23 protein-coding genes are annotated in these 24895 nt (G+C 50.5%); 11 read left to right on the top strand and 12 right to left on the bottom strand.

The features are described from left to right. Positions 1–2 precede the first annotated feature (2 nt). The gene (locus CRO03_RS02680) at positions 3–3113 is read left to right on the top strand and encodes an error-prone DNA polymerase (RefSeq protein WP_097110011.1); all 3111 of its coding nucleotides are present in this window, start codon (positions 3–5) and stop codon (positions 3111–3113) included. A gap of 85 nt (positions 3114–3198) precedes the next feature. Further along, positions 3199–3627 (top strand): YqaA family protein, encoded by a 429-nt coding sequence (locus CRO03_RS02675; RefSeq protein WP_097110010.1) that lies wholly within the window; start codon positions 3199–3201, stop codon positions 3625–3627. Between the two features lie 73 nt (positions 3628–3700). Here CRO03_RS02675 and CRO03_RS02670 read toward each other — a convergent pair whose 3' ends face one another. After that, positions 3701–3844 (bottom strand): DUF3096 domain-containing protein, encoded by a 144-nt coding sequence (locus CRO03_RS02670; protein WP_097110009.1) that lies wholly within the window; start codon positions 3842–3844, stop codon positions 3701–3703. 153 nt (positions 3845–3997) lie between these two features. Here CRO03_RS02670 and CRO03_RS02665 point away from each other — a divergent pair, with 153 nt between their 5' ends. Continuing rightward, a complete protein-coding gene (locus tag CRO03_RS02665; RefSeq protein WP_097110008.1) occupies positions 3998–4390 on the top strand; it encodes a DUF2750 domain-containing protein in 393 nt (130 codons plus the stop codon). A gap of 33 nt (positions 4391–4423) precedes the next feature. On the opposite strand, the gene CRO03_RS02660 is transcribed toward CRO03_RS02665, so the two are convergent. Both CRO03_RS02660 and CRO03_RS02655 read right to left on the bottom strand, forming a co-directional pair. Next, positions 4424–5404, bottom strand: coding sequence for a 2-hydroxyacid dehydrogenase (locus CRO03_RS02660; protein WP_097110007.1), 981 nt, complete (start codon positions 5402–5404; stop codon positions 4424–4426). An 85-nt stretch (positions 5405–5489) separates the two neighbouring features. Further along, positions 5490–5969 (bottom strand): glutathione peroxidase, encoded by a 480-nt coding sequence (locus CRO03_RS02655; protein ID WP_097110006.1) that lies wholly within the window; start codon positions 5967–5969, stop codon positions 5490–5492. 134 nt (positions 5970–6103) lie between these two features. Here CRO03_RS02655 and CRO03_RS02650 point away from each other — a divergent pair, with 134 nt between their 5' ends. From CRO03_RS02650 to CRO03_RS02620, 7 genes are all read left to right on the top strand, one after another. Further along, complete coding sequence (locus CRO03_RS02650) at positions 6104–6985, top strand: NAD(P)-dependent oxidoreductase (RefSeq protein ID WP_097110005.1); 882 nt, start codon at positions 6104–6106, stop codon at positions 6983–6985. Positions 6986–7073: 88 nt separating this feature from the next. Further along, positions 7074–7769 carry an RDD family protein gene (locus CRO03_RS02645; protein ID WP_170948920.1) on the top strand — a complete coding sequence of 232 codons (696 nt, stop codon included), beginning with the start codon at positions 7074–7076 and terminating at the stop codon, positions 7767–7769. Further along, a complete protein-coding gene (locus CRO03_RS02640) occupies positions 7766–8713 on the top strand; it encodes a stage II sporulation protein M (protein WP_097110003.1) in 948 nt (315 codons plus the stop codon). Before CRO03_RS02645 ends, CRO03_RS02640 begins: the two co-directional genes overlap by 4 nt. After that, positions 8703–10214, top strand: coding sequence for a hypothetical protein (locus CRO03_RS02635; protein ID WP_097110002.1), 1512 nt, complete (start codon positions 8703–8705; stop codon positions 10212–10214). Before CRO03_RS02640 ends, CRO03_RS02635 begins: the two co-directional genes overlap by 11 nt. Further along, positions 10211–11368: a DUF4350 domain-containing protein gene (locus CRO03_RS02630; RefSeq protein ID WP_097110001.1), complete on the top strand. Its 1158-nt coding sequence runs from the start codon at positions 10211–10213 to the stop codon at positions 11366–11368. Before CRO03_RS02635 ends, CRO03_RS02630 begins: the two co-directional genes overlap by 4 nt. Further along, on the top strand, positions 11365–12339 hold the full coding sequence (locus CRO03_RS02625; RefSeq protein ID WP_097110000.1) for an AAA family ATPase: 975 nt from the start codon (positions 11365–11367) through the stop codon (positions 12337–12339). Before CRO03_RS02630 ends, CRO03_RS02625 begins: the two co-directional genes overlap by 4 nt. A 41-nt stretch (positions 12340–12380) precedes the next feature. Continuing rightward, positions 12381–13667, top strand: a complete 1287-nt coding sequence (locus tag CRO03_RS02620; RefSeq protein ID WP_170948919.1) for a DUF58 domain-containing protein — start codon at positions 12381–12383, stop codon at positions 13665–13667. 2 nt (positions 13668–13669) lie between these two features. On the opposite strand, the gene CRO03_RS02615 is transcribed toward CRO03_RS02620, so the two are convergent. From CRO03_RS02615 to CRO03_RS02575, 9 genes are all read right to left on the bottom strand, one after another. Further along, the gene (locus tag CRO03_RS02615; RefSeq protein ID WP_097109998.1) at positions 13670–14161 is read right to left on the bottom strand and encodes a DUF4234 domain-containing protein; all 492 of its coding nucleotides are present in this window, start codon (positions 14159–14161) and stop codon (positions 13670–13672) included. A gap of 174 nt (positions 14162–14335) precedes the next feature. Then, positions 14336–14995, bottom strand: a complete 660-nt coding sequence (locus tag CRO03_RS02610; protein ID WP_097109997.1) for a CoA transferase subunit B — start codon at positions 14993–14995, stop codon at positions 14336–14338. A gap of 10 nt (positions 14996–15005) precedes the next feature. Beyond that, on the bottom strand, positions 15006–15707 hold the full coding sequence (locus CRO03_RS02605; protein WP_019677359.1) for a CoA transferase subunit A: 702 nt from the start codon (positions 15705–15707) through the stop codon (positions 15006–15008). Between the two features lie 323 nt (positions 15708–16030). Then, positions 16031–16945: a hydroxymethylglutaryl-CoA lyase gene (locus CRO03_RS02600; protein WP_097109996.1), complete on the bottom strand. Its 915-nt coding sequence runs from the start codon at positions 16943–16945 to the stop codon at positions 16031–16033. Then, positions 16942–18927, bottom strand: coding sequence for an acetyl/propionyl/methylcrotonyl-CoA carboxylase subunit alpha (locus CRO03_RS02595; RefSeq protein ID WP_097109995.1), 1986 nt, complete (start codon positions 18925–18927; stop codon positions 16942–16944). Before CRO03_RS02595 ends, CRO03_RS02600 begins: the two co-directional genes overlap by 4 nt. Before the next feature lie 2 nt (positions 18928–18929). Next, complete coding sequence (locus CRO03_RS02590) at positions 18930–19754, bottom strand: enoyl-CoA hydratase/isomerase family protein (protein WP_097109994.1); 825 nt, start codon at positions 19752–19754, stop codon at positions 18930–18932. 358 nt (positions 19755–20112) lie between these two features. Further along, positions 20113–21720: a carboxyl transferase domain-containing protein gene (locus tag CRO03_RS02585; protein WP_097109993.1), complete on the bottom strand. Its 1608-nt coding sequence runs from the start codon at positions 21718–21720 to the stop codon at positions 20113–20115. 1 nt (position 21721) lies between these two features. Beyond that, entirely contained in the window at positions 21722–22891 is a 1170-nt protein-coding gene (locus tag CRO03_RS02580; protein WP_097109992.1) for an isovaleryl-CoA dehydrogenase, read from the bottom strand. A gap of 34 nt (positions 22892–22925) precedes the next feature. Continuing rightward, positions 22926–23330 (bottom strand): MerR family transcriptional regulator, encoded by a 405-nt coding sequence (locus tag CRO03_RS02575; protein ID WP_097109991.1) that lies wholly within the window; start codon positions 23328–23330, stop codon positions 22926–22928. Between the two features lie 277 nt (positions 23331–23607). Between CRO03_RS02575 and CRO03_RS02570 the strand changes: the two genes are divergently transcribed. Further along, positions 23608–24813: a thiolase family protein gene (locus tag CRO03_RS02570; RefSeq protein ID WP_097109990.1), complete on the top strand. Its 1206-nt coding sequence runs from the start codon at positions 23608–23610 to the stop codon at positions 24811–24813. The last annotated feature ends 82 nt before the right edge of the window (positions 24814–24895 follow it).

Here is a 24895-nt window from a genome sequence, read left to right as displayed (position 1 = left end):
GTATGAAGTACGCAGAGCTGTTTTGTCAAAGCCATTTTAGTTTTCTGCAGGGCGCGTCAAGTCCACAAGAGCTGGTAACGCAGGCCGCGGCACTGGGCTATCAGGCGCTGGCTATTACCGATGAGTGTTCGGTAGCCGGTGTAGTGCGGGCGTACCGGGCTATTAACGAGCAGCAACTGAGCCTGAAGTTAATCGTTGGCAGTGTGTTTAAGCTGGATAAGCTGCAGCTGGTGCTGTTATGCCCGACCAAGACAGCTTACAGCGAGCTGTGCCGGGTCATTACTAATGCCAGAAGGCGCAGCAGTAAAGGCGAGTATCAGCTAACCGAATGGGATTTAATGTCGGTTAAGCACTGCTTTGTGTTATGGCTGCCCAGTGGTGATAACGACAGTGATCACTACTGGGGCGACTGGCTGCAGAAATATCACAGCGGCCGGCTCTGGCTGGCAATGCGCCGGCAGTTAACCCATAACGAACAAGCGTTTACAGACTATTGTCAGCAGTTAGCCAGTCAATACCAGCTGCCACAGCTAAGCTGCGGCGCGGTATTAATGCATTTACCTGAGCGGCTGGCCTTACAACATTGCGTAAGTGCCATCAGGGCGGGTAAGCCAGTACGAGAGCTTGGCCGCGAGTTGCTGAGTAATGCCGAGCGGGCATTAAGGCCGCTGGCAAAACTGGCAAAACTTTTTCCCCCAGGCTGGCTGAGCGAAAGCTGCGCTATAGCACAGCGCTGCAGTTTTAAGCTGAGTGAGCTGAAATATCAGTATCCGGCCGAGCTGGTACCAGAGGGGCAGACCGCCAGCAGTTACTTGCGAAAACTGGTTGAGCAGGGCAGTAAAATCCGGTTTAGCGACGGCGTACCGCCGCGGGTGCAAGCTTTAATTGATAAAGAACTGGCACTTATAGCAGAGCTTAACTACGAGTATTTTTTCCTGACCATTTACGATGTGGTGCAGTTTGCCCAAAATCGCAATATTTTATATCAGGGCCGCGGCTCCGCAGCTAATTCAGTGGTGTGTTATTGCCTGCAAATTACTGCCGTCGATCCCAGGCAAATTCAGGTGTTATTTGAGCGGTTTTTATCGAAAGAGCGCCAGGAGCCGCCAGATATCGATGTGGATTTTGAACATGAACGCCGCGAAGAGATTATTCAGTATTTGTATCAGAAATACGGCCGTGAGCGCGCAGCCCTGGCCGCCACGGTGATCAGTTACCGCTTTAAAAGTGCCTTACGTGATGTCGGAAAAGCTCTGGGTTTACCGGTTAGCCAGCTGGATTTTCTGATTAAAAATATTCAAAGGCGTAACCCGGCAACCAGCTGGCAGCAGCAATTAAACACGCTGGGGCTGGATACGGACAGCCAGACCACCCGCCAGTTGGTGCAGTTAGTCGACGAGCTGCGTGGTTTTCCGCGCCATTTATCGCAGCATGTCGGCGGTTTTGTGATCTCCGAAGGCCCGTTATACGAGCTGGTACCGGTGGAAAACGCTGCTATGAGCGACAGAACCGTGATCCAGTGGGATAAAGACGATTTAGAAACGCTGGAGCTATTAAAAGTTGATGTACTGGCGCTGGGTATGCTTACGGCTATCCGCAAATGTTTTAGTTTGGTACAGCAGCATTATCAGCGAACTCTAAGTATTGCAGGCATTAATGCGCTGGGTGATGATCCGGCGGTATATCAGCTGATCCAACAGGCCGATACTGTTGGCTTATTTCAGATCGAATCGCGGGCGCAAATGAGTATGTTGCCGCGCCTGAAGCCAGCCTGTTATTACGATTTAGTGGTGCAAATTGCCATAGTGCGGCCCGGACCCATTCAGGGTGATATGGTGCATCCGTATTTAAAACGGCGCAATGGCATTGAGCCGGTAAGTTATCCGTCTGCTGAAGTTGAGCAGGTGCTAAGCCGAACCATGGGCGTACCGATATTTCAGGAGCAGGTGATAGCTCTGGCGATGGTGGCGGCCGGTTTTAGCGGTGGCGAAGCTGATCAGCTGCGCCGGGCGATGGCCAGCTGGAAGAAAACCGGCGAGCTGCTGCAATTTAAAGACAAGCTGATTAACGGCATGCTAAGCCGCGGTTATCAGCTGGAATTTGCCGAGCGGATTTACCAGCAAATTTGTGGCTTTGGCGAGTACGGTTTTCCTGAGTCGCATTCGGCCAGCTTCGCTGTGCTGGCTTATATCTCGGCCTGGTTAAAACATTATTATCCGGCCGCTTTTTATACGGCGTTACTGAACAGCTTACCAATGGGCTTTTACAGCCCGTCGCAATTGTTACAAGATGCCAAAAGGCATCAGGTAGCAGTATTGCCGGTATGTGTTAATGGCTCACTCTGGGATTATGATTTGCAGCCCTATCAGCAGGATTATGCCATTCGCCTGGGTTTTCGGCAGGTAAAAGGCTTAAGCGCTGCCGGTGCTGAGCTATTGCTAAAACACTGCCCGCCAGCAGGGTATAGTTCGCTTAGCCAGTTGCGCCAGGCGGGGCTGAACAGCAGCGATATGCAGGCCCTGGCCAGTGCCAATGCACTAACCACCATTAGCGGCGACCGGTACAATAGCCGCTGGCAGCTGTTGGATAAGCAGCAGAGTTTGCCGCTTTTTTGTCAGGAAGCTACTGATGATGCCAGCGCTGCGGTGGCAGAAGCGCCGGCGAAGTACCGGGGGGCGCTATTGCCAGCCCCGTCAGAGATAGACGAGGTGCTGGAAGATTATGCTGCTACCGGACTCAGTTTGCAGCAGCACCCGATAGCGCTGTTGCGCCGGGCCGGCAAATTACCGCGCAGTATTACTGCTGATGCGCTAAGTGCAGTGCGGCATAAAAGCCCGGTACGGATTAGCGGCCTGGTAACGTTGCGGCAAAGGCCGGGCACAGCCGCCGGGGTGACTTTTATCTCGCTGGAAGATGAAACCGGTACGGCCAATGTTGTGGTATGGCTGGCCACGGCGCAGGCGCAGCAACAGGCTTTTTTAACGGCGCAAATATTACAGGTAGACGGCATTTTAGAGCGCGAAGGCGAGGTCACTCATGTGATTGCCGGCCGCCTGACCAATTTAAGCCACGAATTAGCCGCCTTTGCCAGTAAGTCGCGGGATTTTCACTAGCTGCTTTTTTAGCAACCCCATTATTAACTCAGCAAGATAATCTGCTACAGTGCCTGTGTTTTTTAAGATGAGTTAAAGCCTTACCATGCTTTTCGGCTATTTTTCACTTTTTACCACCGGCTTTATTGCCGCAACCTTATTACCGGCCTCCTCTGAGGTACTATTGCTAGCCTTAGCGCAGCAAGGTTATGCCCCCCTGGGGCTGTGGCTGGCTGCCACCAGCGGCAATACGCTGGGCTCATGTCTGAACTGGTATCTGGGAAAAGAGTTATTACGCTTTCAGCATAAACGCTGGTTTCCGGTAAGCCCTGAGCAGTTAGCCAAAGCTGAATTGCATTTTCAACGCTACGGCAGCTGGAGCCTGTTACTGGCCTGGTTGCCGATAGTCGGCGATCCGCTAACCCTGGTAGCCGGCACCCTGCGGGTTCGTTTTGGTCTGTTTTTACTGCTGGTGACACTGGGCAAGGGCGCCCGCTATGCGGTGTTGTTATATTTAGCCAGCAAGATGTTTTAAGGCTGTTTTAATCGCTAAAATCCTTTTGTCCTTAAAACCACTGATGGCCCGGCAATTACGCCGGGCTTGCCGCTTAAAATTGCAAGCCAAAAATCTGAATTACCCCTACGGCGATCAGATAAATAGCCACAACATAGTTAAGTAACTTAGGTTTGATCAGTATCAGAATACCGGCAATGATGGAGAGTACTGGAATAAGGTCGATGTGGAGCGTCATGAGCTGGTCCTTTTATGAGTGATTCCAAATCATTGTGCGGCCTGGCAGGGATTATAGCAATTCATTAAACTGCCGATACAGCGCTTATTTTTATTGGCTTTATAAGGCCAGATCCGTCATCATTAGCCAATAATTTACTGACAGGACATTATTATGGAATACCAATTATCAACTGAAGAACTCAGCCGGATTGTGGCACTGGATGCCGAGCAGCGTTATGACTACTTTATTCAGGCGGTAGCCGATTTAGAAGAGATCTGGATATTAACTGACGAAGAAGGCTTTGTATTGGTAAGCGCCGAAGAGGAACGTTGTATTCCGGTATGGCCTCATGCCGAACTGGCCGAACAATGGATAGAAGGCGAGTGGCAGCATTGCACTGCAAAAGCGATTGACGTTAAAACCTGGCTGGATAAATGGACCTCAGGCTTAATTGGCGACGACCTGGCAATTGCGGTGTTACCTGATGCGGACGGCCCGGGCGTGGTCGTTATGCCGGATGAGCTGTCTGAAACTTTAATTGATGAAATGAGCGACGACGCCTGAGCGACACTTTTACTTATCTCATCAATTAAGTCGCTATTTCACTAATTCATTGCCGGTGGCGTTACCGCCGGCAAATGCCATTAAATTCTCACTGGTAATAGTGCTAATCTGGGCCAGCGCCTCTTTAGTGAAAAATGCCTGATGGCTGGTGATCAGTACATTCGGAAAAGTCAGCAGCCGTTTAAACACATCATCATCTATTACCTGTTCAGATAAATTCTCAAAAAAGATATCTGCTTCCTGTTCGTACACATCCAGCCCCAGATAACCAATTTTCCGGCTTTTTAAACCTTGAATGACGGTTTTGGTATTCACCAGGCCGCCGCGGCTGGTATTGATCAGCATTACGCCATCACGCATTTTTGCCAGTGAATCGGAATTAATCAGGTGTTTGGTTGCCGGGTTCAGCGGACAGTGCAGGCTGATAATATCGCTTTGGGCATACAGCTCATTCAGGCTGACATAACTGTCTGCCAGCTCATCCGTTGGTTCGACATCATAACAAAGCAGCTTGCAGCCAAAGCCTTTTAAAATACGGGCGGTGGCCAACCCTATCCGGCCGGTACCAATTAAGCCGACAGTTTTGCCATGCATATTAAAACCGAGTAAACCGTCGATAGCGAAGTTGTCATCCCGCACCCTGTTAAAGGCTTTATGCAGTTTGCGGTTGAGGGTCAGCATCATTGCCACAGTGTGCTCTGCTACCGCTTCCGGCGAGTAAGCAGGGACCCGGGCAATCCGGATGCCCAGGGCTTTGGCGGTATCCAGGTCAACATTGTTAAAACCAGCGCAACGCAGCGCTACCATTTCAATGCCCATAGCCGACATCTGCTGTAATACGTCAGCTGATAAATCATCATTTACAAAAGCACAGATAGCGTGGCAACCCTGGGCCAGTTTGACATTCAGCGCATTTAAGCGGCTGTCAAAATAGCTGAATTGCAGGCTGGGATCGGCCCACTGCGTAAAGCCATCCTGATCATATTTTTTGGCACTGAACACGGCAACTTTCATTGGTAACCCCACACTTGCTTGCGACCCGTTATTTTCGGATAAGTGTAGATCAGCTGAAGTTATCATAATTAGCGCCAGATCAAAGTTACAGCAGTTCTTCTATAGCCTGAGCTATGCTGCCGGGTTTAGTACGGGGAGCGTAGCGTTTAACCACTTCGCCCTGCTTGTTGATCAGAAACTTGGTAAAGTTCCATTTAATGGCCCGGGTTTTAAGTAAGCCGCGGGCGCTGTCTTTTAAATGCTCAAACAATGGTGAGGCTTTTAAGCCATTGACGTTAATTTTGGCCATTACCGGAAAGCTTAAACCATAGTTTAGCTGACAAAACTGCTGAATGTCGTTATTGTCGCCCGGCTCCTGGCTGCCAAACTGGTTGCAGGGGAAGGCCAGGATCACAAAACCGCGATCTTTAAATTGCTGATACAACTCTTCCAGCTGCTGATACTGCGGGGTGAAGCCACATTGGCTGGCGGTGTTAACGATAAGCACGACTTTGCCACGGTACGATGCCAGGTCGACTTCCTGGCCCTGGCCATTTTTGACTTTGAATTGATGAATATTGGTCATTCTGCTTCCCGATTAAATATTACGTTCAGAGAGTTCAGCTCTTTAGTACGGCTTGTTGTCACTAAGCTGCTTTCTTTTATCTGACTAAGTTTGTAAGCTAACAGCCTATCATTCCACAGCAATAAGTCATTTTTATGTCAATTGAAAGCAAAGGTAAAGTCGCATTTATTGGTTTAGGTGTAATGGGTTACCCGATGGCGGGCTATTTACAGCAAAAAGGTTACCAGGTTACGGTTTACAACCGTACCGCCAGTAAAGCAGCTGCCTGGGTCAAACAATATGGTGGTAGTCATGCAGCCACCCCGGCACAAGCAGCTTCGGATGCCAGCCTGGTGTTTGTATGTGTCGGCAATGATGATGATGTGCGCTCAGTAACTTACGGTGACGATGGCGTGCTTGCTACCATGCAACCAGGCAGCGTGCTGACCGACCATACCACAGCCTCTGCGGAATTAGCCCGCGAGCTCAGTAAAGCCTGTAGCGCTAAACAAGTTGGTTTTTTAGATGCGCCGGTATCAGGTGGCCAGGCCGGCGCTGAAAATGGCGTATTAACGGTAATGCTGGGTGGCGAGCCTGCGGCTTTTGACAAAGCTGAAGCGGCCATCATGAGTTATGCCCGCTGCGCTAAGCTCCTGGGGCCGGCTGGCTCTGGTCAATTAGCGAAAATGGTTAACCAGATTTGTATTGCCGGGGTAGTGCAGGGCCTGGCAGAGGCACTTAATTTTGCCCAGAATGCCGGCTTAGACGGCGCGGCAGTAGTGGAGGTGATCTCACAAGGTGCTGCTTCGTCCTGGCAAATGCAAAACCGCTCGCTGACCATGCTCGATGGCAAATACGACTTTGGCTTTGCCGTTGACTGGATGCGTAAAGATTTAGGCATCGCCTTAAATGAAGCCCGTAAAAACGGCAGTCATTTGCCGCTTACCGCATTAGTTGACCAGTTTTACAGCGAAGTACAGCAAATGGGCGGCAGCCGTTGGGATACTTCCAGTTTGCTGGCCAGGTTAAAGCGCTGAAATTAATGTAAATAATGACGCTTTTTCTTGCTAATTTAATTCGCATTCGCCAAGATGTCAGCGTTTTTTTATTTAGTAAGATATTTTTTTGAATTCAACTGCAATTATTGACAATAAAATCGGTGTTGAATTGCCGGAAGGTGTCAGCCTTACTTTGGTACCTGCTGGTATTGCAGTAAGAACTGCGGCTTTTTTTATCGATTTTATCTTTCGGGCATTAATTTTTATTGCCGCTGCCCTGGTGTTAAGCCAGATTGGCCAGGCGGGTGAAGGCATCCTGCTGGTAACATTGTTTATTCTTAACTGGTGTTATTACATTTTCTTTGAATATCGCAGCGGTGCTTCTCCCGGTAAGCGCCGGATGAATCTTAAGGTGGTGGCAGACAATGGTTTGCCTGCCGGCTTTACCGCTATTTTGCTTCGCAATCTGTTGCGTCCAGTTGATATGTTTCCCATTGGTTACGCTCTGGGGCTGCTATCAATGATCTTGAGCCAGAACTTTAAACGGTTGGGCGACTGGGCAGGTGGCACCATGGTGGTATATAAGCAGCAAATTCAATCCCTACCCAAAACCAGCGGCCAGGCATTAACTCAGGCACCACAGCCTCTTGCGACCTCTGAACAGGCAGTTATTTTAGATTTCTGGTTACGCCACGGCAGCTTGTCAGTGCAGCGGCAACAGGAATTAGCTGAGCTTGTAATCAATGCCCTTGATATTGAAACTGATGATCCTGTCGCTTATTTATGTGCATTAGGTGCCTATTACGCCGGTGAGAAAGTATGAAGCAGTCTCAGTTCGTCAGACAGCGTGAGACACTCTGGCTTCAGCTGGAACAAGAGCTAAGCGCAGGCAGTTTTGCCAACCCTGAGTTATTTCCGGCCGCATACCGGCAGTTATGCAGCGATCTGAGTCTTGCCCGTAGCCGGCAATATAGCCCTGTCTTAGTTGCCCGTTTAAACCAATTAGTTGCGCTGGGCCAGCAGCACTTATATCAGAATAATCAACCGGTTTGGCTTGCTTTACGTCAGTTAATCGGTGTCAGGGCATTGCAGGCTTGCTATCAGTTCCGAAAATGGATTTGGCTGAATTTAATTTTGTTTTACGGCTTGGGGCTGGCAGCCGCACTGTTTGTCTGCAGTTCTGCTGATAACATCAATTATTTTATGTCGGCAGCGGATATTGAAAAATTCAGTGAGATGTATGACCCGGCAAGCCGGGAGGCAGGCTCTGGTCGTAATGCTCAGTCTGATGTATTGATGTTTGGCTTTTATATTTACAACAATATCGGTATAGCGTTTCAAACCTTTGCCGGTGGCCTGTTTTTCTGTATTGGTGCGTTATTTTATATTGTTTACAACGGGCTTTATCTGGGAGCCGTTGCCGGTCATATGATCAATATGGGGTTTAATGAAACGTTCTTTTCATTTGTTATTGGTCATGGTTCGGTTGAGTTAACGGCAATAGTGTTAAGTGGTGCTGCAGGTTGTCGTTTGGGTTTTAGTTTACTGGTCCCTGGCATTTATGATCGGCTTACCGCATTAAAACTGGTTGCCCATCAGGTTATGCCTATTGTGGCCGTGGCATTTGTGATGCTGGTGCTGGCGGCCGGTATCGAAGCGTTCTGGTCGCCCCGGCAGCTGGCGGCTGACGTGAAGTATATCGTAGGTGCAATCGGCTGGGCTGCGGTATTTTACTGGTTGTACCGGGGGACAGTGCTTGGACGTTAAGCAGTTAATTGTTGAGCCGCAAGTCCGTTCGCCCTGGCAGGTATTTGATCTTGCGGTCCGTTGTTACCGGCTAATGTGGCTGCCACTGTCGTTGTTATGGTTACTGCTGGCGTTACCGCTGACTTTGCTGGTGACGTTACTCGCCGATCCTATGCTGGCGGCAGCAGTGGTTTGGCTTTGCAAGCCGTTGTTAGAACGGCCGTTGCTGCACTATGTCAGCCGTGCTGTGTTTTCAGAACAGCCCGCAATTCGCTCATGTCTTGGCGCATTGCGGGTTGGAGGCTGGTGGCAGATGCTGCTGAGTATTACCTGGTATCGGTTAGCCTGGCGCCGGGCTTTTTTAGCGCCGGTGTTGTTACTCGAGCAGCAACAGGGCGACGCCCGCAGCAACAGAACCAAAACGTTAAAACGACTATATAATGACCGCCAGGGCTACTGGCTGGTTTTTTGTTTACATCTCGAGTTTTTGCTGGCGCTGGTTATGTCGCTACTGGTATATAGTTTTTTACCTGCTGGCGCGGTACCTGGCTGGATTAGCAGTATTCAACTACTGGAAAGCAACAGCGGCGGTTACATTATGCTGGTGCTGACCCTGCTATCTTACAGTCTGGTCGCACCGCTGTTTGTGTTGGGTGGTTTTCTTACTTACATTAATCGCCGAATCGCCCTAGAGGCGTGGGACCTTGAGTTAAAGTTTCGCAAAATAGCCCTCCGTTTAAAAGCGGCGACAACCACTGTTGCTCTGCTGCTGTGTTTTACTTTAGGTGTGATGCCGCAACCATTGAGTGCCAGTACCAATCCGGACACCAGTCCCGTGGCAACTGCCGGCCAAGATGCCTCGGACACTGTCGCACCGGCACTTTATCAACCGGAATGCAAAGAGCAGATCCGGCAGCAGATTGAGCAGATTTATCAGGAGCAAGAGCTGATAAATTATACCAGCAGTTGGGTTCAGGACGAGACAGAGGAAACTGAGCCCGGCGATGGTGACTGGCTGGCTTTTTTAGCATTTATTGGTGAGGGGCTGGGGGTTCTTGGCTGGTTATGTATTATTGCGGTCACACTGGGATTACTGTATTGGCTTTATCTGAACTATGAACGGCTGTTTCGGCCATTTATGGCTAAGGTCCAGCCTGTTGAGCCGACTATTCCGCTAATGTTTGCCGATTTACCTGCTGAGATAAACCGGGATGATTTACTGGCTCAGGCCAGGTACTACCATCAGCAAGCTAACGCCCGTTTAATGCTGGCATGTCTGCTCCGGTTTGCCCTGCATCATATCCAGCAGCACTATCCGGTAAGGTTGTCTGTCACTATGACTGAACATGAATGTCTGCATGCAATCAGCCAAAGCACACCGGAGCAGATATGTCTGACAACCCGCCGGCTGATCGAGTCATGGATTGTGATTGCCTGGGGACATCAACAGCTATCCCTTGCAAGCCTGGACGCTATTCTGGCTGAGCTTGAAAGCTGGCAACAGCAGGCTGCTACGGTATGAAAAAACTGCTACTGCTGTTTAGCGCCGCGATACTGCTGATTATTATCTGGGCTTTGAGCCGGGGGCAGTGGCAACTGGTTACGGAAGAAAATGGCCTGAGTAGCCGGGCAATCAGTCAGCCATGGCTGGCCTCAGAATTACTATTACAGCAACACGATCGCTCGTTATCTGAGCTGTCTGATGTTGCACAGCTGAAGCCAATATTAGCGTCAGGCCGATCTGCGGATCTTGTGCTGGTTATCAATGAAAATCTGTTGCGTTTTAGCCCCGAATTAGCGGATGAGCTACTGGCATGGACCCGGGCCGGTGGCCATCTGGTGTATCAATTGTCTGCTGATAACCGCAGACAAGTTGCCAGCAACAGCCTGACCCAAGCGTTTGAACTTGATATTGATGTGTCCGGAGCTTACGTGCAGCAATACTGGCATATCATGGTCAGAAACACTTTTGTAGAGGCGACGGCGAACTTTAAAGGCGGTCAGTTAGACCTGGCTGTTATGCCTGATTCCCGCATTGAGCGCTGTACCGGCTCTGTTATGACAGTACAGGAAAACGACGACAAGCCGTCGGATGCTTTTGTTGCCTGCCAGTTTGCGTCTGACAGTGGCAAAGTCACCTTTACCAGCCAACTGCTGTTTATGCAGAACAGTTTGCTGGATAAAGCTGACAATGGATTATTTATGCTGACGTTGTTGGCTGATGCCAGGCAGCTGGTGGTAATGAAAGACCCTGGTACCCTGCTGTGGTTTCAGCGCCTGTGGTTGTGGAACTGGCCGGCATGGATCTTAGTGTTACTGAGCCTGGGCCTGCTGTTCTGGCGGCTGGCACAGCGTCTGTCCCCCCCGGTGCGGCCACTAAGCACGCGTGACAATCTGTTTGAACAGCATCTGCACGCCAGTGGAGACTTTCTGATGCGGCAGATGCCGGCACAATGGTTAAAACAGCAACTGATGCAGGATGTACTGTGGTTATCTGAGCGGCGTTATCCGGGCTTTTCCCGTTTGCCCGAAACGGAGCAGCAGCAGCTGATAGCAAGCTGGTGCAATGTATCGTTACAGCAACTTAATCAATTCTTTAATCAGCCCTGGCCTGCCAGATCCGTTGCTATTGCTGAGTATATAGGGTTCTGGCAAACAATAAGGAAAGCAATATGACAGCGTTAGGTGCGCAGCAAACAGAACAGATCCGGGATACGATCTCGGCGATACGGCAAAACATTCAGCAGGTGCTGGTAGGACAGCATGAGATTGTTGATGATGTTATTGCGGTGCTGCTGGCGGGCGGACATGTCCTGCTTGAAGGTGTGCCGGGCTTAGGCAAAACCTTACTGGTACGGGCGTTAGCACGATCTGTCGATGTTGAGTTCAGCCGGATCCAGTTTACCCCGGACCTGATGCCGTCTGATGTGGTCGGTCACAGTTTGTATAACATGGGGAAGGGCGAGTTTGAACTGAAAAAAGGACCTGCTTATACCAACATATTGCTGGCCGACGAAATTAACCGGGCGCCGGCTAAGACACAGGCAGCGTTGCTGGAAGTGATGCAGGAGCTGCAAATTACCATAGATGGAACCAGTATGGTTTTGGATGCGCCTTTTATGGTAATGGCAACCCAAAACCCGCTGGATCAGGAAGGCACTTATCCGTTACCGGAAGCTGAGTTGGATCGGTTTATGGTAAAGCTTAAGCTGGGCTACCCCAGTCTTGAGCAGGAGTTGAAATTACTATTGCTTAACACTGGTGGCGAGTCGAACGAGGCACAGGTCAGCACCCTGCAGCCAGTGATCAATGGAACCCAGCTGATGCAATTACGTACTCTGGCGACCAAGGTGCTGGTTGATGACAAGCTGTACAGGTACGTACTGGATATTGTCAGAAAAACCCGCAGTTGGCCAGGGGTGCTGCATGGTGCCGGGGTTCGGGCAAGTATTAATATGATTAAGCTGGCCAAGGTCCGGGCCCTGATGAATGGACGCGAGTTTGTGATACCAGATGATATTAAATTATCTGCAAAGCCGATATTACGGCACCGGATTATTTTGTCGGCCGAAGCAGAGCTGGAAGGGACTAATGAAGACGACATTATCAGCGCTATTCTGATGAAGACTGAAGTGCCCCGCGAATGAACCCGGTTGTTATTCGCCCGTCGAACCGGCTGCTTCTGGCTATGTCTGGCATAACTTTAGCCATTATAACGCTGGGAATGCTGGATACCAGTGTGTCATTGCAATTAGCGGTTGCTGCCATACTGCTAGCGGTTTTATTGCTGACAGCTTGGCTTGAATGGACCCGGCTCAAGCAGTTTATGCCGGTTACCGTGCAACGCATTCTGCCGCATAATCTCAATTTGAATTGTCAGTTCAGTTATCAGCTGATTATCGAAAACCATGCGCAGCAAAGTATCCAGCTGAGTGTCGCAGAACGCATGCCAGAGCACTGGCTGCGCCAGCAGCGGCAGTTTCACTGCAGGCTGGCAGCCAGGGAAAAACTCAGGTTTGAATATCAGGTAACGCCCAGCCGCCGTGGCCCGGTAGAACTTGAGGGCACGGATATCCGCTTGCAGTTTCCCCGTGGTCTGTGGCAGGCCAGAAGATATATACCGGCTGAGCAGCGGGTTAAAGTGTATCCCGATTTTTCGGTGCTGATGAAATCGCCGGCACTCAGTGGCGTCGGTAGTTTGCCGGTACCCGGGATAAAAGTTTTTAATAAGCGGGGCAGTGGCACAGAGTTTCGTCATTTGCGGGAATATCGGGTAGGTGACAGCCAAAATCAGATTGACTGGCAGGCTTCAAGCCGGCGCTTAAAACTGATTGCCCGTGAATTTCAGGAAGAGCAAAGCCAGCAGGTTATAGTGATGCTCGACAGCGGACGGCGTATGCATGTCGAAACAGAGGTCGGGACCCATTTTGATGCGGCATTAAGTGCCATTTTACTGCTGGCGCATTCGATATTAAAGAATGGCGACTGGTTTAGTATGCAGTCGTTCGGTGCGGCTGAACGTTGGCTGGCTAACGTCAGAAGTGTCCGGGATATCTCTCAGGTGATGCAGCATTTCTATGATTTATATCCTTCTGATATCAGCCCTGATTACCTGTTGGCTGCCCGCCAGTTGATTGCAAAGAAGCCAAAGCGCGCGCTGGTGTTGATCGTGACCACACTCCAGGACGAAGATTTTTCTGATTTATTGCCCGCAGTCAGATTACTTCAGCAGCATCATCTGGTCGGGGTTATTCATATTGAAAACGAAGCTATACGGCAAAAGCTGAATGAGCCTGTGACAACAGCTGCGGAAGCTAACAGCTATCTGGGGGCTGTGCAGTTAAATCAGTTATTCCAAAGGAACTGGCAACGCTTACAGAAGGAACATGTGTTATGTATCAGCAGCAGAGCAAAAGACCTGCTGCCACAAAGCCTGAACGCTTATCTGCGGGTTAAGCGCTCAGGCATGCTTTAAAATCAGCTATTGCTGCTGGTTACGTCGATTGCTTCATTAATTTTATATTGCAGATAAATGGTGCTGAAAAAGAAAGTCAGGATAGGCCCGATTCGGGCATTATGGCCTTCTTTCCCGAAAATATCATGTAATCTGTTTCTAATGCTATAAGCCACAATTAAGTAAATGATCCAGTAGGCAATACTGATGGTATTTTCAATCAATGCATAGCTGGTATCAGAGAACCCTGCAACGAAACCGAGCACAAAGCTTCCCACTAACAGTACTACCAAAACATAAACCAATTCTATGGCAATAGGTCTGCTTTGGATCTGGTTTAAAGTACTGGTTCTTGAGTAAAGCCACCATAGTGGGTAAATACCAAAAGTCACAATACTAAGTAAAAATACCCACCAGGCTGAAAACCGGGGCAGTTGTCTCAGGTTATTGCTGTTTAACGGTGTATTCAGCTCTGCAGACGGAGCAGCATACGGGTTGGAAATCGAGTCACTCATTTAACATCCTTTTATTTTCTTGTTAAGAAAGAGGATTCTAATGATAAGAAAATAAAAGTAAATGCTATTTTTATAATTAAACGGAACAAAATTAGTTAATAATGTCAGTTTGTTGGCCAGCTTAAAGCAGAAAGCAAAAAAGGCGCCTCAGCGCCCTTGTTTGCGGTTCAGTTGTTAACTAAACACCATCTCCGGTATTTCGCCTTCAACCACCAGCTTGCCGCCGGTTTTTTGCTGAATTTCTTCAACGCTAATACCCGGGGCGCGTTCTAACAGGTGGAAAGCGCCATTGCGTACTTCCAGCACCGCTAAATCAGTAACGATTTTTTTAACGCAGCCGACGCCAGTCAGTGGCAGGGTGCAGCTTTCCAGCAGTTTGCTGTTACCGTATTTGTCGGCGTGAGTCATGGTGACCACGATGTTCTGAGCGCCGGCGACCAGGTCCATCGCGCCGCCCATGCCTTTTACCAGTTTACCCGGGATCATCCAGCTGGCGATGTTGCCGTTCTGGTCAACTTCAAAAGCACCTAGCACGGTTAAATCAACATGGCCGCCACGGATCATGGCAAAGCTTTCTGCTGAGTTGAAAATGGCGGCGCCTTTAATGGCGGTAACGGTTTCTTTGCCGGCGTTAATCATATCGGCATCGAGCTCTGCTTCTGTCGGGTAGGGCCCCATACCGAGCAGGCCGTTTTCGGATTGCAGCATGACTTCAATGCCAGCAGGCACATAGTTGGCCACCAGGGTAGGAATACCGATACCCAGGTTAACGTAGTAACCATCTTCTAATTCTTGCGCCACGCGCATTGCAATGTGTTCACGAGATAAAGCCATGGTTGCCTCCTTAACCTTGCCGCACCATACGACGTTCGATACGTTTTTCAAAGCTGCCTTTGATCACGCGCTGCACGTAAATACCCGGGGTGTGAATTTGCGACGGTTCCAGCTCGCCCGGCTCGACAATTTCTTCCACTTCTGCCACGGTAATTTTGCCGGCAGTTGCCGCCATTGGGTTGAAGTTCATTGAGGTGTGACGAAATACCAGGTTGCCGTAACGGTCTGCTTTCCAGGCGCGTACGATGGCAAAATCGCCGGTAATGGCGGGTTCCAGTACATAGTTACGGCCATTAATTTCGCGGGTTTCTTTACCTTCAGCAACTGGAGTACCGTAGCCGGTGGCGGTGAAAAATGCCGGTATGCCAGCACCGCCAGCACGCATTTTTTCGGCCAAAGTGCCTTGTGGGGTCAGTTCCACTTCCAGCTCGCCGCTGAGCAGTTGCTTTTCAAACAGGGCGTTTTCACCAACATAAGAGGCAACCATTTTTTTGATTTGCCGATCTTCCAGCAAAATGCCTAAACCAAAGCCGTCAACGCCGCAGTTGTTGGACACTACTGTTAAGTCGGTGGTGCCCATTTTTTTAATCTGGGCAATTAAGCCTTCCGGAATACCACATAAACCAAAGCCACCGGCAATCACGGTCATCCCGTCCTGCAGGCCGGCCATGGCGTCTTCGTAGCTGTGTACGACTTTATTAAACCCTGCCATTTGTTGTCCTCTGTTCTTTGCTGAACTTAATTTTAGAGCCGTTCTTCGATTTCGCTGCTGCTACGTGTATTTTTGTCTGCGACACGCCGTGAACCCCTCCCTGGGGGCTCGTTTCCGCCCGTCCAGGGCTTCAACGGTCTCAGAAAAAATCACATCCGCATCCGCTTACTTCGGAGTAAAGGGAAGCGCGCAGTACACTTTGGCCGGAACCGTGTTTTTCATGGATGAAAAACAGGAGCCCCCATGGATGGGTTTACGGCGTGTTTCGGCAAAGTTGTACGGAGTGCTTACCGTGTTCGAAGAACCTTAGTTGCTGCTGTTAACTAACTACCAGTTTGCGTGCACTTTGCCTTTAACGCCAATCCTACTTTAGAACTAGGCTGCTTCCCCAGCTTACCGGTAATAAACCAACCAGCCTGTGCCAGTGCGGTTAAATCTACCCCGTGTTCAATGCCCAGACCATTCAGCAGATACACCACATCTTCAGTAGCGACATTACCTGAAGCACCTGCAGCATAAGGGCAGCCGCCCAAACCGGCCACGGCACTGTCGATTATGCTAATGCCCCGGTTAAGCGCGACATAAATATTAGTCAGGGCCTGGCCATAGGTATCATGAAAATGCACCGCTAACTTTTCGGCCGGTACCATAGAGAGCACGGCATCCAGCATAGCGTTAACTTTTTTCGGTGTGCCGACACCTATGGTATCGCCCAGTGAAATTTCATAGCAGCCCATCTCCAGTAGCGCTTTAGCCACCAGTGCCACCTCCGTTGGGGCCACCTCGCCCTGGTAAGGACAGCCGACCACACAAGAGACATAACCGCGCACTTTAATGCCGTCAGCCTGGGCTGCTTCAACCACCGGCGCAAAGCGCTCCAGGCTTTCACTGATACTGCAGTTAATATTTTTCTGGCTGAACGCCTCAGATGCCGCGCCAAAAATCGCCACTTCAGTGGCACCCGCAGCTTTAGCGGCTTCGTAACCTTTTAAATTTGGGGTAAGCGCCGCATAGGTAACGCCGGCTTTGCGGTTGATGCCGGCAAAAACCTCAGTGGAGTCGGCCATTTGTGGCACCCATTTGGGGGAGACAAAGGCGCCACTTTCAATGTAACTGTGGCCGGCAGCGCTTAGCATGTCAATTAAGGCAATTTTATCGGCCGTGCTGACGCTTTGCTCGTTTTGCAGGCCATCACGCGGGCCTACTTCCACTATCCGAACGCGTTGCGGTAAGCTCATGCTTCCTCCGGGCTGAAATCGACCAGTTCGGCGCCGTCTTTAACTAAATCGCCTGTGCCATAGAATACCTCATTTACCACGCCATCTTTCGGCGCCTTAATGCTGTATTCCATTTTCATCGCTTCCATGATCACCAGGGTATCGCCGGCTTTAACTGTAGCTCCGGCTTTGGTCATAACCGCGACAATAGTGCCGTTCATCGGTGCTGTTAAGCTGCCGACATGCTCGCTGCCATCGGGCTCCGGCGTCACTTCAGTGCGGTAGATAAAGTCGTAGCGATGGTGTTTAATAAAGATGCTTATCGTGTCCTGATACCGGCTGACCCGCACTTTGGTTTTATGATCCCCCAGGGTAGCGCTTAGCTCATCACCGTTAAGCTCAGCCAGACAGCAAATTTGCTGGCCCTGCAACTCAACAACATAATGCTGTTGCTGCTCGCGAATGGTCAGCTGCTGTGCTTTGTCGTCGTGGATTAAATTCAGCACTACTGTTGGCGTTTCGTTTAAACGCCAGCCATGGCTGTATTGCCAGGGGCTTGGGCTGCTGTGGCTTGGCAGCGGCGCTTTTTGCTGCTCTAAAATAAATAAAGCTGCCAGCACCAGCGCTTGGTTGTTTTCTTTGTTGGCTGGTGCGAACAGCGTGTCCTGATGATGATTAATAAAGTTGGTATCAAGCTCGGCCGCTTTAAATGCCGGGTGCTCGGTTAAGCTGGTTAAAAAACTTAAATTGGTGGTGACACCGGCAATCCGGTAATCGTCCAGCGCGCGTAGCATGCGGGCAATGGCCCGATCGCGGCTTTCATCCCAGACAATGAGTTTGGCAATCATCGGGTCGTAGTAGGGCGATACTTCGTCATTTTCGACCACACCAGTATCTACCCGCACATAACGGCTGGCTTCAGGCTGGCGTAAATACGTCAGCTTGCCGGTTTGTGGCAGGAAGTCGTTATCGGGGTCTTCTGCATAGACCCGCACTTCAATGGCATGGCCATCAATTTGCACTTCATCCTGACTTAGCGGTAGGGCTTCATCTGCAGCCACTAACAGCTGCCACTTTACTAAGTCCTGACCGGTGATCATTTCGGTTACCGGATGCTCTACCTGTAGCCGGGTGTTCATTTCCATAAAATAGAAGGAGCCGTCTTCATCAAACAAAAACTCGACGGTACCGGCACCGCGATAATCTATTGCTTTGGCAGCTTTTACCGCAGCTTCACCCATGGCTTTACGCTGCTCGCTGCTAAAATTCGGTGCTGGCGCTTCTTCAATCACTTTCTGGTGGCGGCGCTGAATGGAGCAGTCACGTTCGGCTAAATACACCGCATTGCCGTGGTTATCGCAAAATACCTGAATTTCGATATGCCGTGGCTTGGTTAAGTAGCGCTCTATCAGCATTTTATCATTACCAAAGCCGGCTTTGGCTTCCCGCCGGGCACTGGCCAGGGCGTCAGAAAATTCTTCTTTTTTCCAGACCACCCGCATGCCTTTACCACCGCCACCGTAGGCGGCTTTTAACAGCTGCGGATAACCAATTTTGGCTGACTCACTGCCAAGTTTGTCATCGGACTGATCATCACCATGATAGCCCGGCACCAGCGGCACGCCGGCATCGGCCATAATTTTCTTGGCGGCGCTTTTTGAGCCCATCGCCGTAATGGCAGCAACCGGTGGGCCGATAAACACCACACCGGCATCAGCACAGGCTTTAGCAAACTCTTCGTTTTCCGATAAAAAGCCGTAACCCGGGTGAATGGCTTCAGCGCCACTTTGTTTGGCAATATCAATAATTTTATCGCTGCGCAGGTAAGAGTCTTTGCTGGGAGCAGGGCCGAGTAAATAGGCTTCGTCGGCCATCCGCACATGGCGGGCATTGGCGTCGGCTTCTGAGTACACGGCAACGCAGCGAATGCCAAGTTTATGGGCGGTGTCGATAACCCGACAGGCAATTTCGCCACGGTTAGCGATTAATATTTTCCGGAACATACTTATTTGTCCTTTAGCTTGGCGTTTGCCTGAGCATTATTCTGCAACCAGTTGGGGCGGCGCTTTTCAAGAAAAGCACCCAGGCCTTCCTGACCTTCTGCCGACACCCGAATTTCAGCAATCGCCTGGGTAGTGTGGGCCACGACATTGTTGCTGATTTTGCGGTTATAAATATTATGAATAAGAGTTTTCGCTGCGCTGATTGCTGCCGGGCTGTTTTGCAGCAAGCCGTCAACAAGGGCATCGGCTTTTTCGTTAAGTTCACTGGCGCTGGTTACTTCATGCAGTAAACCCAGCTGTTTGGCCGTGTCGGCACTAAAACGCTCGGCAGTTAAAAAATAGCGCCGGCTTTGCCGCTCGCCCAGAGCTCGCATGACATAGGGGCTGATCACGGCAGGAATAAGACCAATTTTCACTTCACTTAAACAAAAACTGGCGTTGTCACTGGCAATGGCGATATCGCAACAGGCCACCAGGCCCACTGCACCGCCAAAGGCTGCACCTTGCACTACGGCAACAGTAGGCTTAGGGAATTTATCCAGCTTGTGCATTAACATGGCCAGCTCGTTGGCGTCGTCCAGATTTTGCGCGTAGTCTTTTTCGGCCATCGAGCGCATCCAGTTTAAATCGGCACCGGCAGAGAAGTTTTTGCCATTGGCATTTAACAGCAATATCCGAACATCCGGATTAGCAGCCAGTTGGTCGAGTATCTGAATAAGCTCGGCAATCATCAGATCATCGAAGGCGTTGTGCACTTCGGGCCGGTTTAACGTTAAGCTGGCCACGCCGCGCTGCTCGATACTGACTTGGGTGTAAACCTGGTTCATCTTTTCTCCGAAAGTGTTAATGCAACCTGAGACTGTTTTTCTTCGGCATGCGGTTGCTGCGAGCTTCAGTTCTTTCAACCGGCAATCGCGCCGTACAACTTTGCCAGAACACGCCGTAAACCCATCCATGGGGGCTCCTGTTTTTCATCCATGAAAAACACGGTTCTGGCCAAAGTGCACTGTGCGCTTGCCTCTACCGGTGAACCAGCAAGCGCGTATGTGCTTTTTTCTGAGACCGTTGCAGGCCATGGATGGCCGGAAAGGAGCCCCATGGACGGTTTATGGCGTGTCGCAGAAAAAATGGACGGAGCGATTGCGGCATCGATAGCCACCAATCTGCCCCCATCACAACTATCTACTACATCCTAAACACACCAAACTTAGTTTCTTCAATCGGCGCATTCAGTGCTGCAGCTAACGCCAGGCCCACTGTCATCCGGGTTTGGGCCGGGTCAATAATACCGTCATCCCACAAACGACCGCTGGCGTAGTAGGGGTGTCCCTGCTTTTCATACTGCTCAACAATCGGCTTTTTCAGGGCTTTTTCCGCTTCCGACGACAGCGTCTCGCCTTTACGGGCTAAGCCATCTTTGGTGACCTGCGCCATTACTCCAGCGGCTTGCTCGCCACCCATCACCGAAATGCGGGCATTGGGCCACATCCACATCATCGTAGGATCATAAGCGCGGCCGCACATACCGTAGTTACCGGCGCCATAACTGCCGCCAATTAACACGGTAAATTTCGGCACTTTGGCACAGCTTACTGCCATTACCATCTTGGCGCCGTGCTTGGCGATACCTTCAGCTTCGTACTTTTTGCCGACCATAAAGCCGGTAATGTTCTGTAAAAACAGCAGCGGAATTTTGCGCTGGGCACACAGCTCAATAAAATGGGCACCTTTTTGTGCAGACTCAGAAAACAAAATCCCATTATTGGCAACGATGCCTACCGGATAGCCGAAGATACGTGCAAAACCGCAGACTAACGTCGCGCCGTAGTACTGCTTAAACTCGTCAAAATCTGAGCCATCAACAATCCGGGCAATCACTTCTTTGACATCAAACGGCTTGCGCAAATCAGTACCAACAATGCCGTACAGCTCTTTGGCATCATAAAGCGGCTCTTGTGGCGCTTTTACATCCATTGGCTCTGGCGCTGGGCGATTTAAGCGTGACACCGCATTGCGGGCCAGTTGCAGCGCGTGCTCATCATTTAAGGCATAGTGATCGGCCACGCCGGAGATTTTACAGTGGACATCAGCACCGCCCAACTCCTCGGCTGAGACTTCTTCACCGGTAGCGGCTTTAACCAGCGGCGGCCCGGCTAAGAAGATAGTGCCTTGCTCTTTAACGATAATGCTTTCATCGGCCATTGCCGGCACATAAGCACCACCGGCGGTACACAGGCCCATGACCACCGCAATTTGCGGAATACCTTTGGCTGACATATTAGCCTGGTTAAAGAAAATGCGGCCAAAGTGCAGCTTATCGGGGAACACATCATCCTGGCGTGGCAGGTTAGCACCGCCAGAGTCGACCAGATAGATACAGGGTAGGTGACAGCGCTCGGCTATTTCCTGCGCCCGTAAGTGTTTTTTCACGGTAAGTGGGTAGTAAGTACCGCCTTTCACCGTGGCGTCGTTGGCAACAATCATGCACTCAACACCACTGACCCGGCCAATGCCAGCTACTACGCCCGCGCTTGGCACGTAGTCGTCATAACATTCCCAGCCGGCAAACTGGCCCACTTCTAAAAAGGGTGAGCCCGGGTCCAGCAGCTTCTGAATGCGCTCACGCACAAACAATTTGCCGCGGGCAGTATGACGGGCAATTAACGCCTCACCGCCACCGAGTTTAATTTGTTGTACTTTGCTGTTCAGATCGTCCACTACGGCTTGCATCGCCTCAGCGTTTTTCTGAAATTCCTCTGTACGCGGATTAATTTTGCTAGCGATCCTGGTCATATCAGTTCGACTCAGTAAATAGCTCGCGGCCAATCAGCATCCGGCGGATTTCTGAGGTGCCGGCGCCAATTTCATACAGCTTGGCGTCGCGCAATAAACGACCGGTAGGGTATTCGTTAATATAGCCATTGCCGCCTAACAGTTGAATGGCATCCAGCGCCATTTTGGTCGCCAGCTCTGCCGAATATAAAATTACTGCTGCAGCATCTTTTCGGGTGGTTTCGCCGCGATCGCAGGCTTTGGCTACGGTATAAACATAAGATTTTGCCGCGTTCATCTGGGTGTACATATCGGCCAGCTTGCCCTGTACCAGCTGGAATTCGCCAATGGCCTGGCCAAACTGCTTACGGTCGTGAATGTAAGGCACGACTACGTCCATACAGGCCTGCATAATGCCCAGAGGGCCGGCTGCCAGTACTACGCGTTCGTAATCCAGGCCGCTCATTAATACTTTCACGCCGCCGCCAATCTGGCCCAGCACGTTTTCGGCCGGTACTTCGCAATCTTCGAATACCAGCTCACAGGTGTTAGAACCACGCATGCCTAACTTATCCAGCTTCTGCGCGGTGCTGAAACCCTTAGTGCCGCGCTCAACGATAAAGGCGGTAATGCCTTTGCTGCCGGCGTTAATGTCGGTTTTCGCATAAATGACATAAGTGTGGGCGTCGGGGCCGTTGGTGATCCACATTTTATTGCCGTTTAAAATGTATTTATCACCTTTTAATTCAGCGCGTAGCTTCATGCTGACCACATCTGAGCCGGCATTAGGTTCGCTCATTGCCAGCGCGCCGATATGTTCACCCGAGCACAGCTTAGGCAGGTACTTCAGTTTTTGTTCTTCAGTACCGTTACGGAAAATCTGGTTAACACACAAGTTAGAGTGGGCGCCGTAAGACAAGCCGACCGAAGCCGAAGCCCGGCTGATTTCTTCCAGTGCCACCACATGCTCTAAATAGCCTAAACCTGAGCCGCCGTACTTTTCATCAACGGTAATGCCCAGCAAACCTAAGTCACCAAATTTACGCCATAACTCATTCGGGAATTCGTTAACCTGGTCAATGTGTTCAGCACGCGGTGCTATTTCTTCGCGGGCGAAGGCATTTACCTGCTCGCGGATCATATCGACGGTTTCGCCTAAATCGAAGTTCAGGCCTTTGTAACTGCTAATCATGGTAAATCCCCGTTTGCTGTGTACTGAAAACTGCCTAAACAGTTTTGGATTGTTTGGCGTCGGCTAAGGTGTCGCGGCAACGTTTTTCAACGGTAACCAGCTCCATTAGCACCACTTTAATGTCGTCCAGTTGCTGATGCAGTTCGGTTTTCTTCTGCTCGATTAACTTCAGCATGGTATTTAATTGGGTGACGCTGCTTTTATCCGCGTCGTATAGTTCAAATAACTGGCCGGTTTCAGCCAGGCTAAAACCAAGCCGTTTGCCGCGCAGGATAAGCTTCAGCCGCACCCGGTCGCGTTTGCTGTAAATACGGGTCTGGCCATTGCGCAAAGGTGAAAGCAGCCGCTGATCTTCGTAAAACCGAATGCTGCGGGTGGTAATGTCGAACTCTTTAGCCAGCTCGCTGATACTGTAGGTTTTTTCTTCTTTTTCTGTCATGACTGCCTTCCCGAAAAACGCCATCAACTATAAGTGAAGTTTACGTAAAGGTAAAGCTGTGGTCTGGCGCTGAAAATGGATAAACAAGCTATTTGGCTGGCTTTGTAAAGCAAAAATGCCAGAGTTTGCTGGTCCGACTGTACAGTTTAATGAACCATTTCCCGAACTATAACCGGCCAACACTACCATAGTGCTAGATGGTTGACGTTGGCGTAAACGTAAATTTGGTGTAGGCTCTTGGGCATCTTTTCAGGCCAACCTTATACAGGAGAGCGAAATGGCTTCTGACAATAAAGAACACAACCAGCAAAACAATATTGTAATTGTTGCCGCTAAGCGCACCGCCATGGGCGGTTTTATGGGCGGCTTAACCGACGTTGATGCGACCGTACTGGGTGCGACTGCCATTAAAGCGGCGTTAGAGCAGGCAGGTTTCAGCGGCGATAAAGTCAGTGAAGTGATTATGGGTAATGTGCTGCCAGCCGGTTTAGGCCAGGCCCCGGCGCGCCAGGCCACGTTAAAAGCCGGCTTACCGTTAAGCGCCGGTGCGACCACTATCAATAAAGTATGTGGTTCGGGCCTTAAAGCCGTCATGCTGGCCAGCGATTTATTAAAAGTCGGCAGCGCCGATGTTGTCGTAGCCGGTGGCATGGAGTCGATGTCAAACGCCCCTTATTTGCTGCCGAAAGCCCGCAGTGGTTACCGGATGGGCCATGGCGAAATAAAAGATCATATGATGCTGGACGGCCTGGAAAATGCCTATGACGGTAAAGCAATGGGTTGTTTTGCTCAGGGCACAGCTGATGAAAAAGGCATAACCCGCGAGCAGATGGACGCCTTTGCGGTGCAATCGACGACCCGTGCCCAGCAGGCAATTACCAGCGGTGCTTTTGACGCTGAAATTGCCCCGGTAAGCTTCCAGACCCGTAAAGGTGAAATGACCTTTAAGGTCGACGAGCAGCCAGGTAATGCCAAACTGGATAAAATTCCGGGCTTACGGCCGGCCTTCGCTAAAGACGGCACCATTACGGCGGCGAACTCCAGCTCTATTTCTGATGGCGCGGCGGCATTGGTGTTAATGCGCGAAGGCGATGCCAAAGCCCAGGGCGCTACCATTCTGGCCCGCGTTGTGGCGCACAGCACTAACTCAATGGAACCGGCGCTGTTTACCGTTGCCCCGGTTGGTGCGATGCAAAAAGTGTTGCAAAAAGCCGGCTGGGATAAAGAGCAAGTCGATTTGTGGGAAATTAACGAAGCCTTTGCCATGGTAACCATGCTGGCCATTAACGAGTTGGGCCTGGACGAAGCCAAAGTAAACGTTAACGGCGGTGCCTGTGCCCTGGGCCACCCGATTGGTGCGTCAGGCGCCCGTATTCTGGTTACCCTTATTCATGCGCTGCGTAACCGCGGCCTGAGCAAAGGCGTCGCCTCGCTGTGTATTGGTGGCGGTGAAGCCGTCGCCTTAGCAGTTGAAGTTCTGTAAATCAGAGCAGTATAAGAAATAAGGAGTGAGGTTGGGAACCCGATAGCACAGCCACAGAGTGTCTGAAGATTTGTGCAACAAA

The organism is Arsukibacterium tuosuense (genome assembly GCF_900215315.1).
GTDB classification, from domain to species: Bacteria; Pseudomonadota; Gammaproteobacteria; order Enterobacterales; family Alteromonadaceae; genus Alishewanella; species Alishewanella tuosuense.
This window is presented reverse-complemented; position numbering and strand designations above follow the sequence as displayed.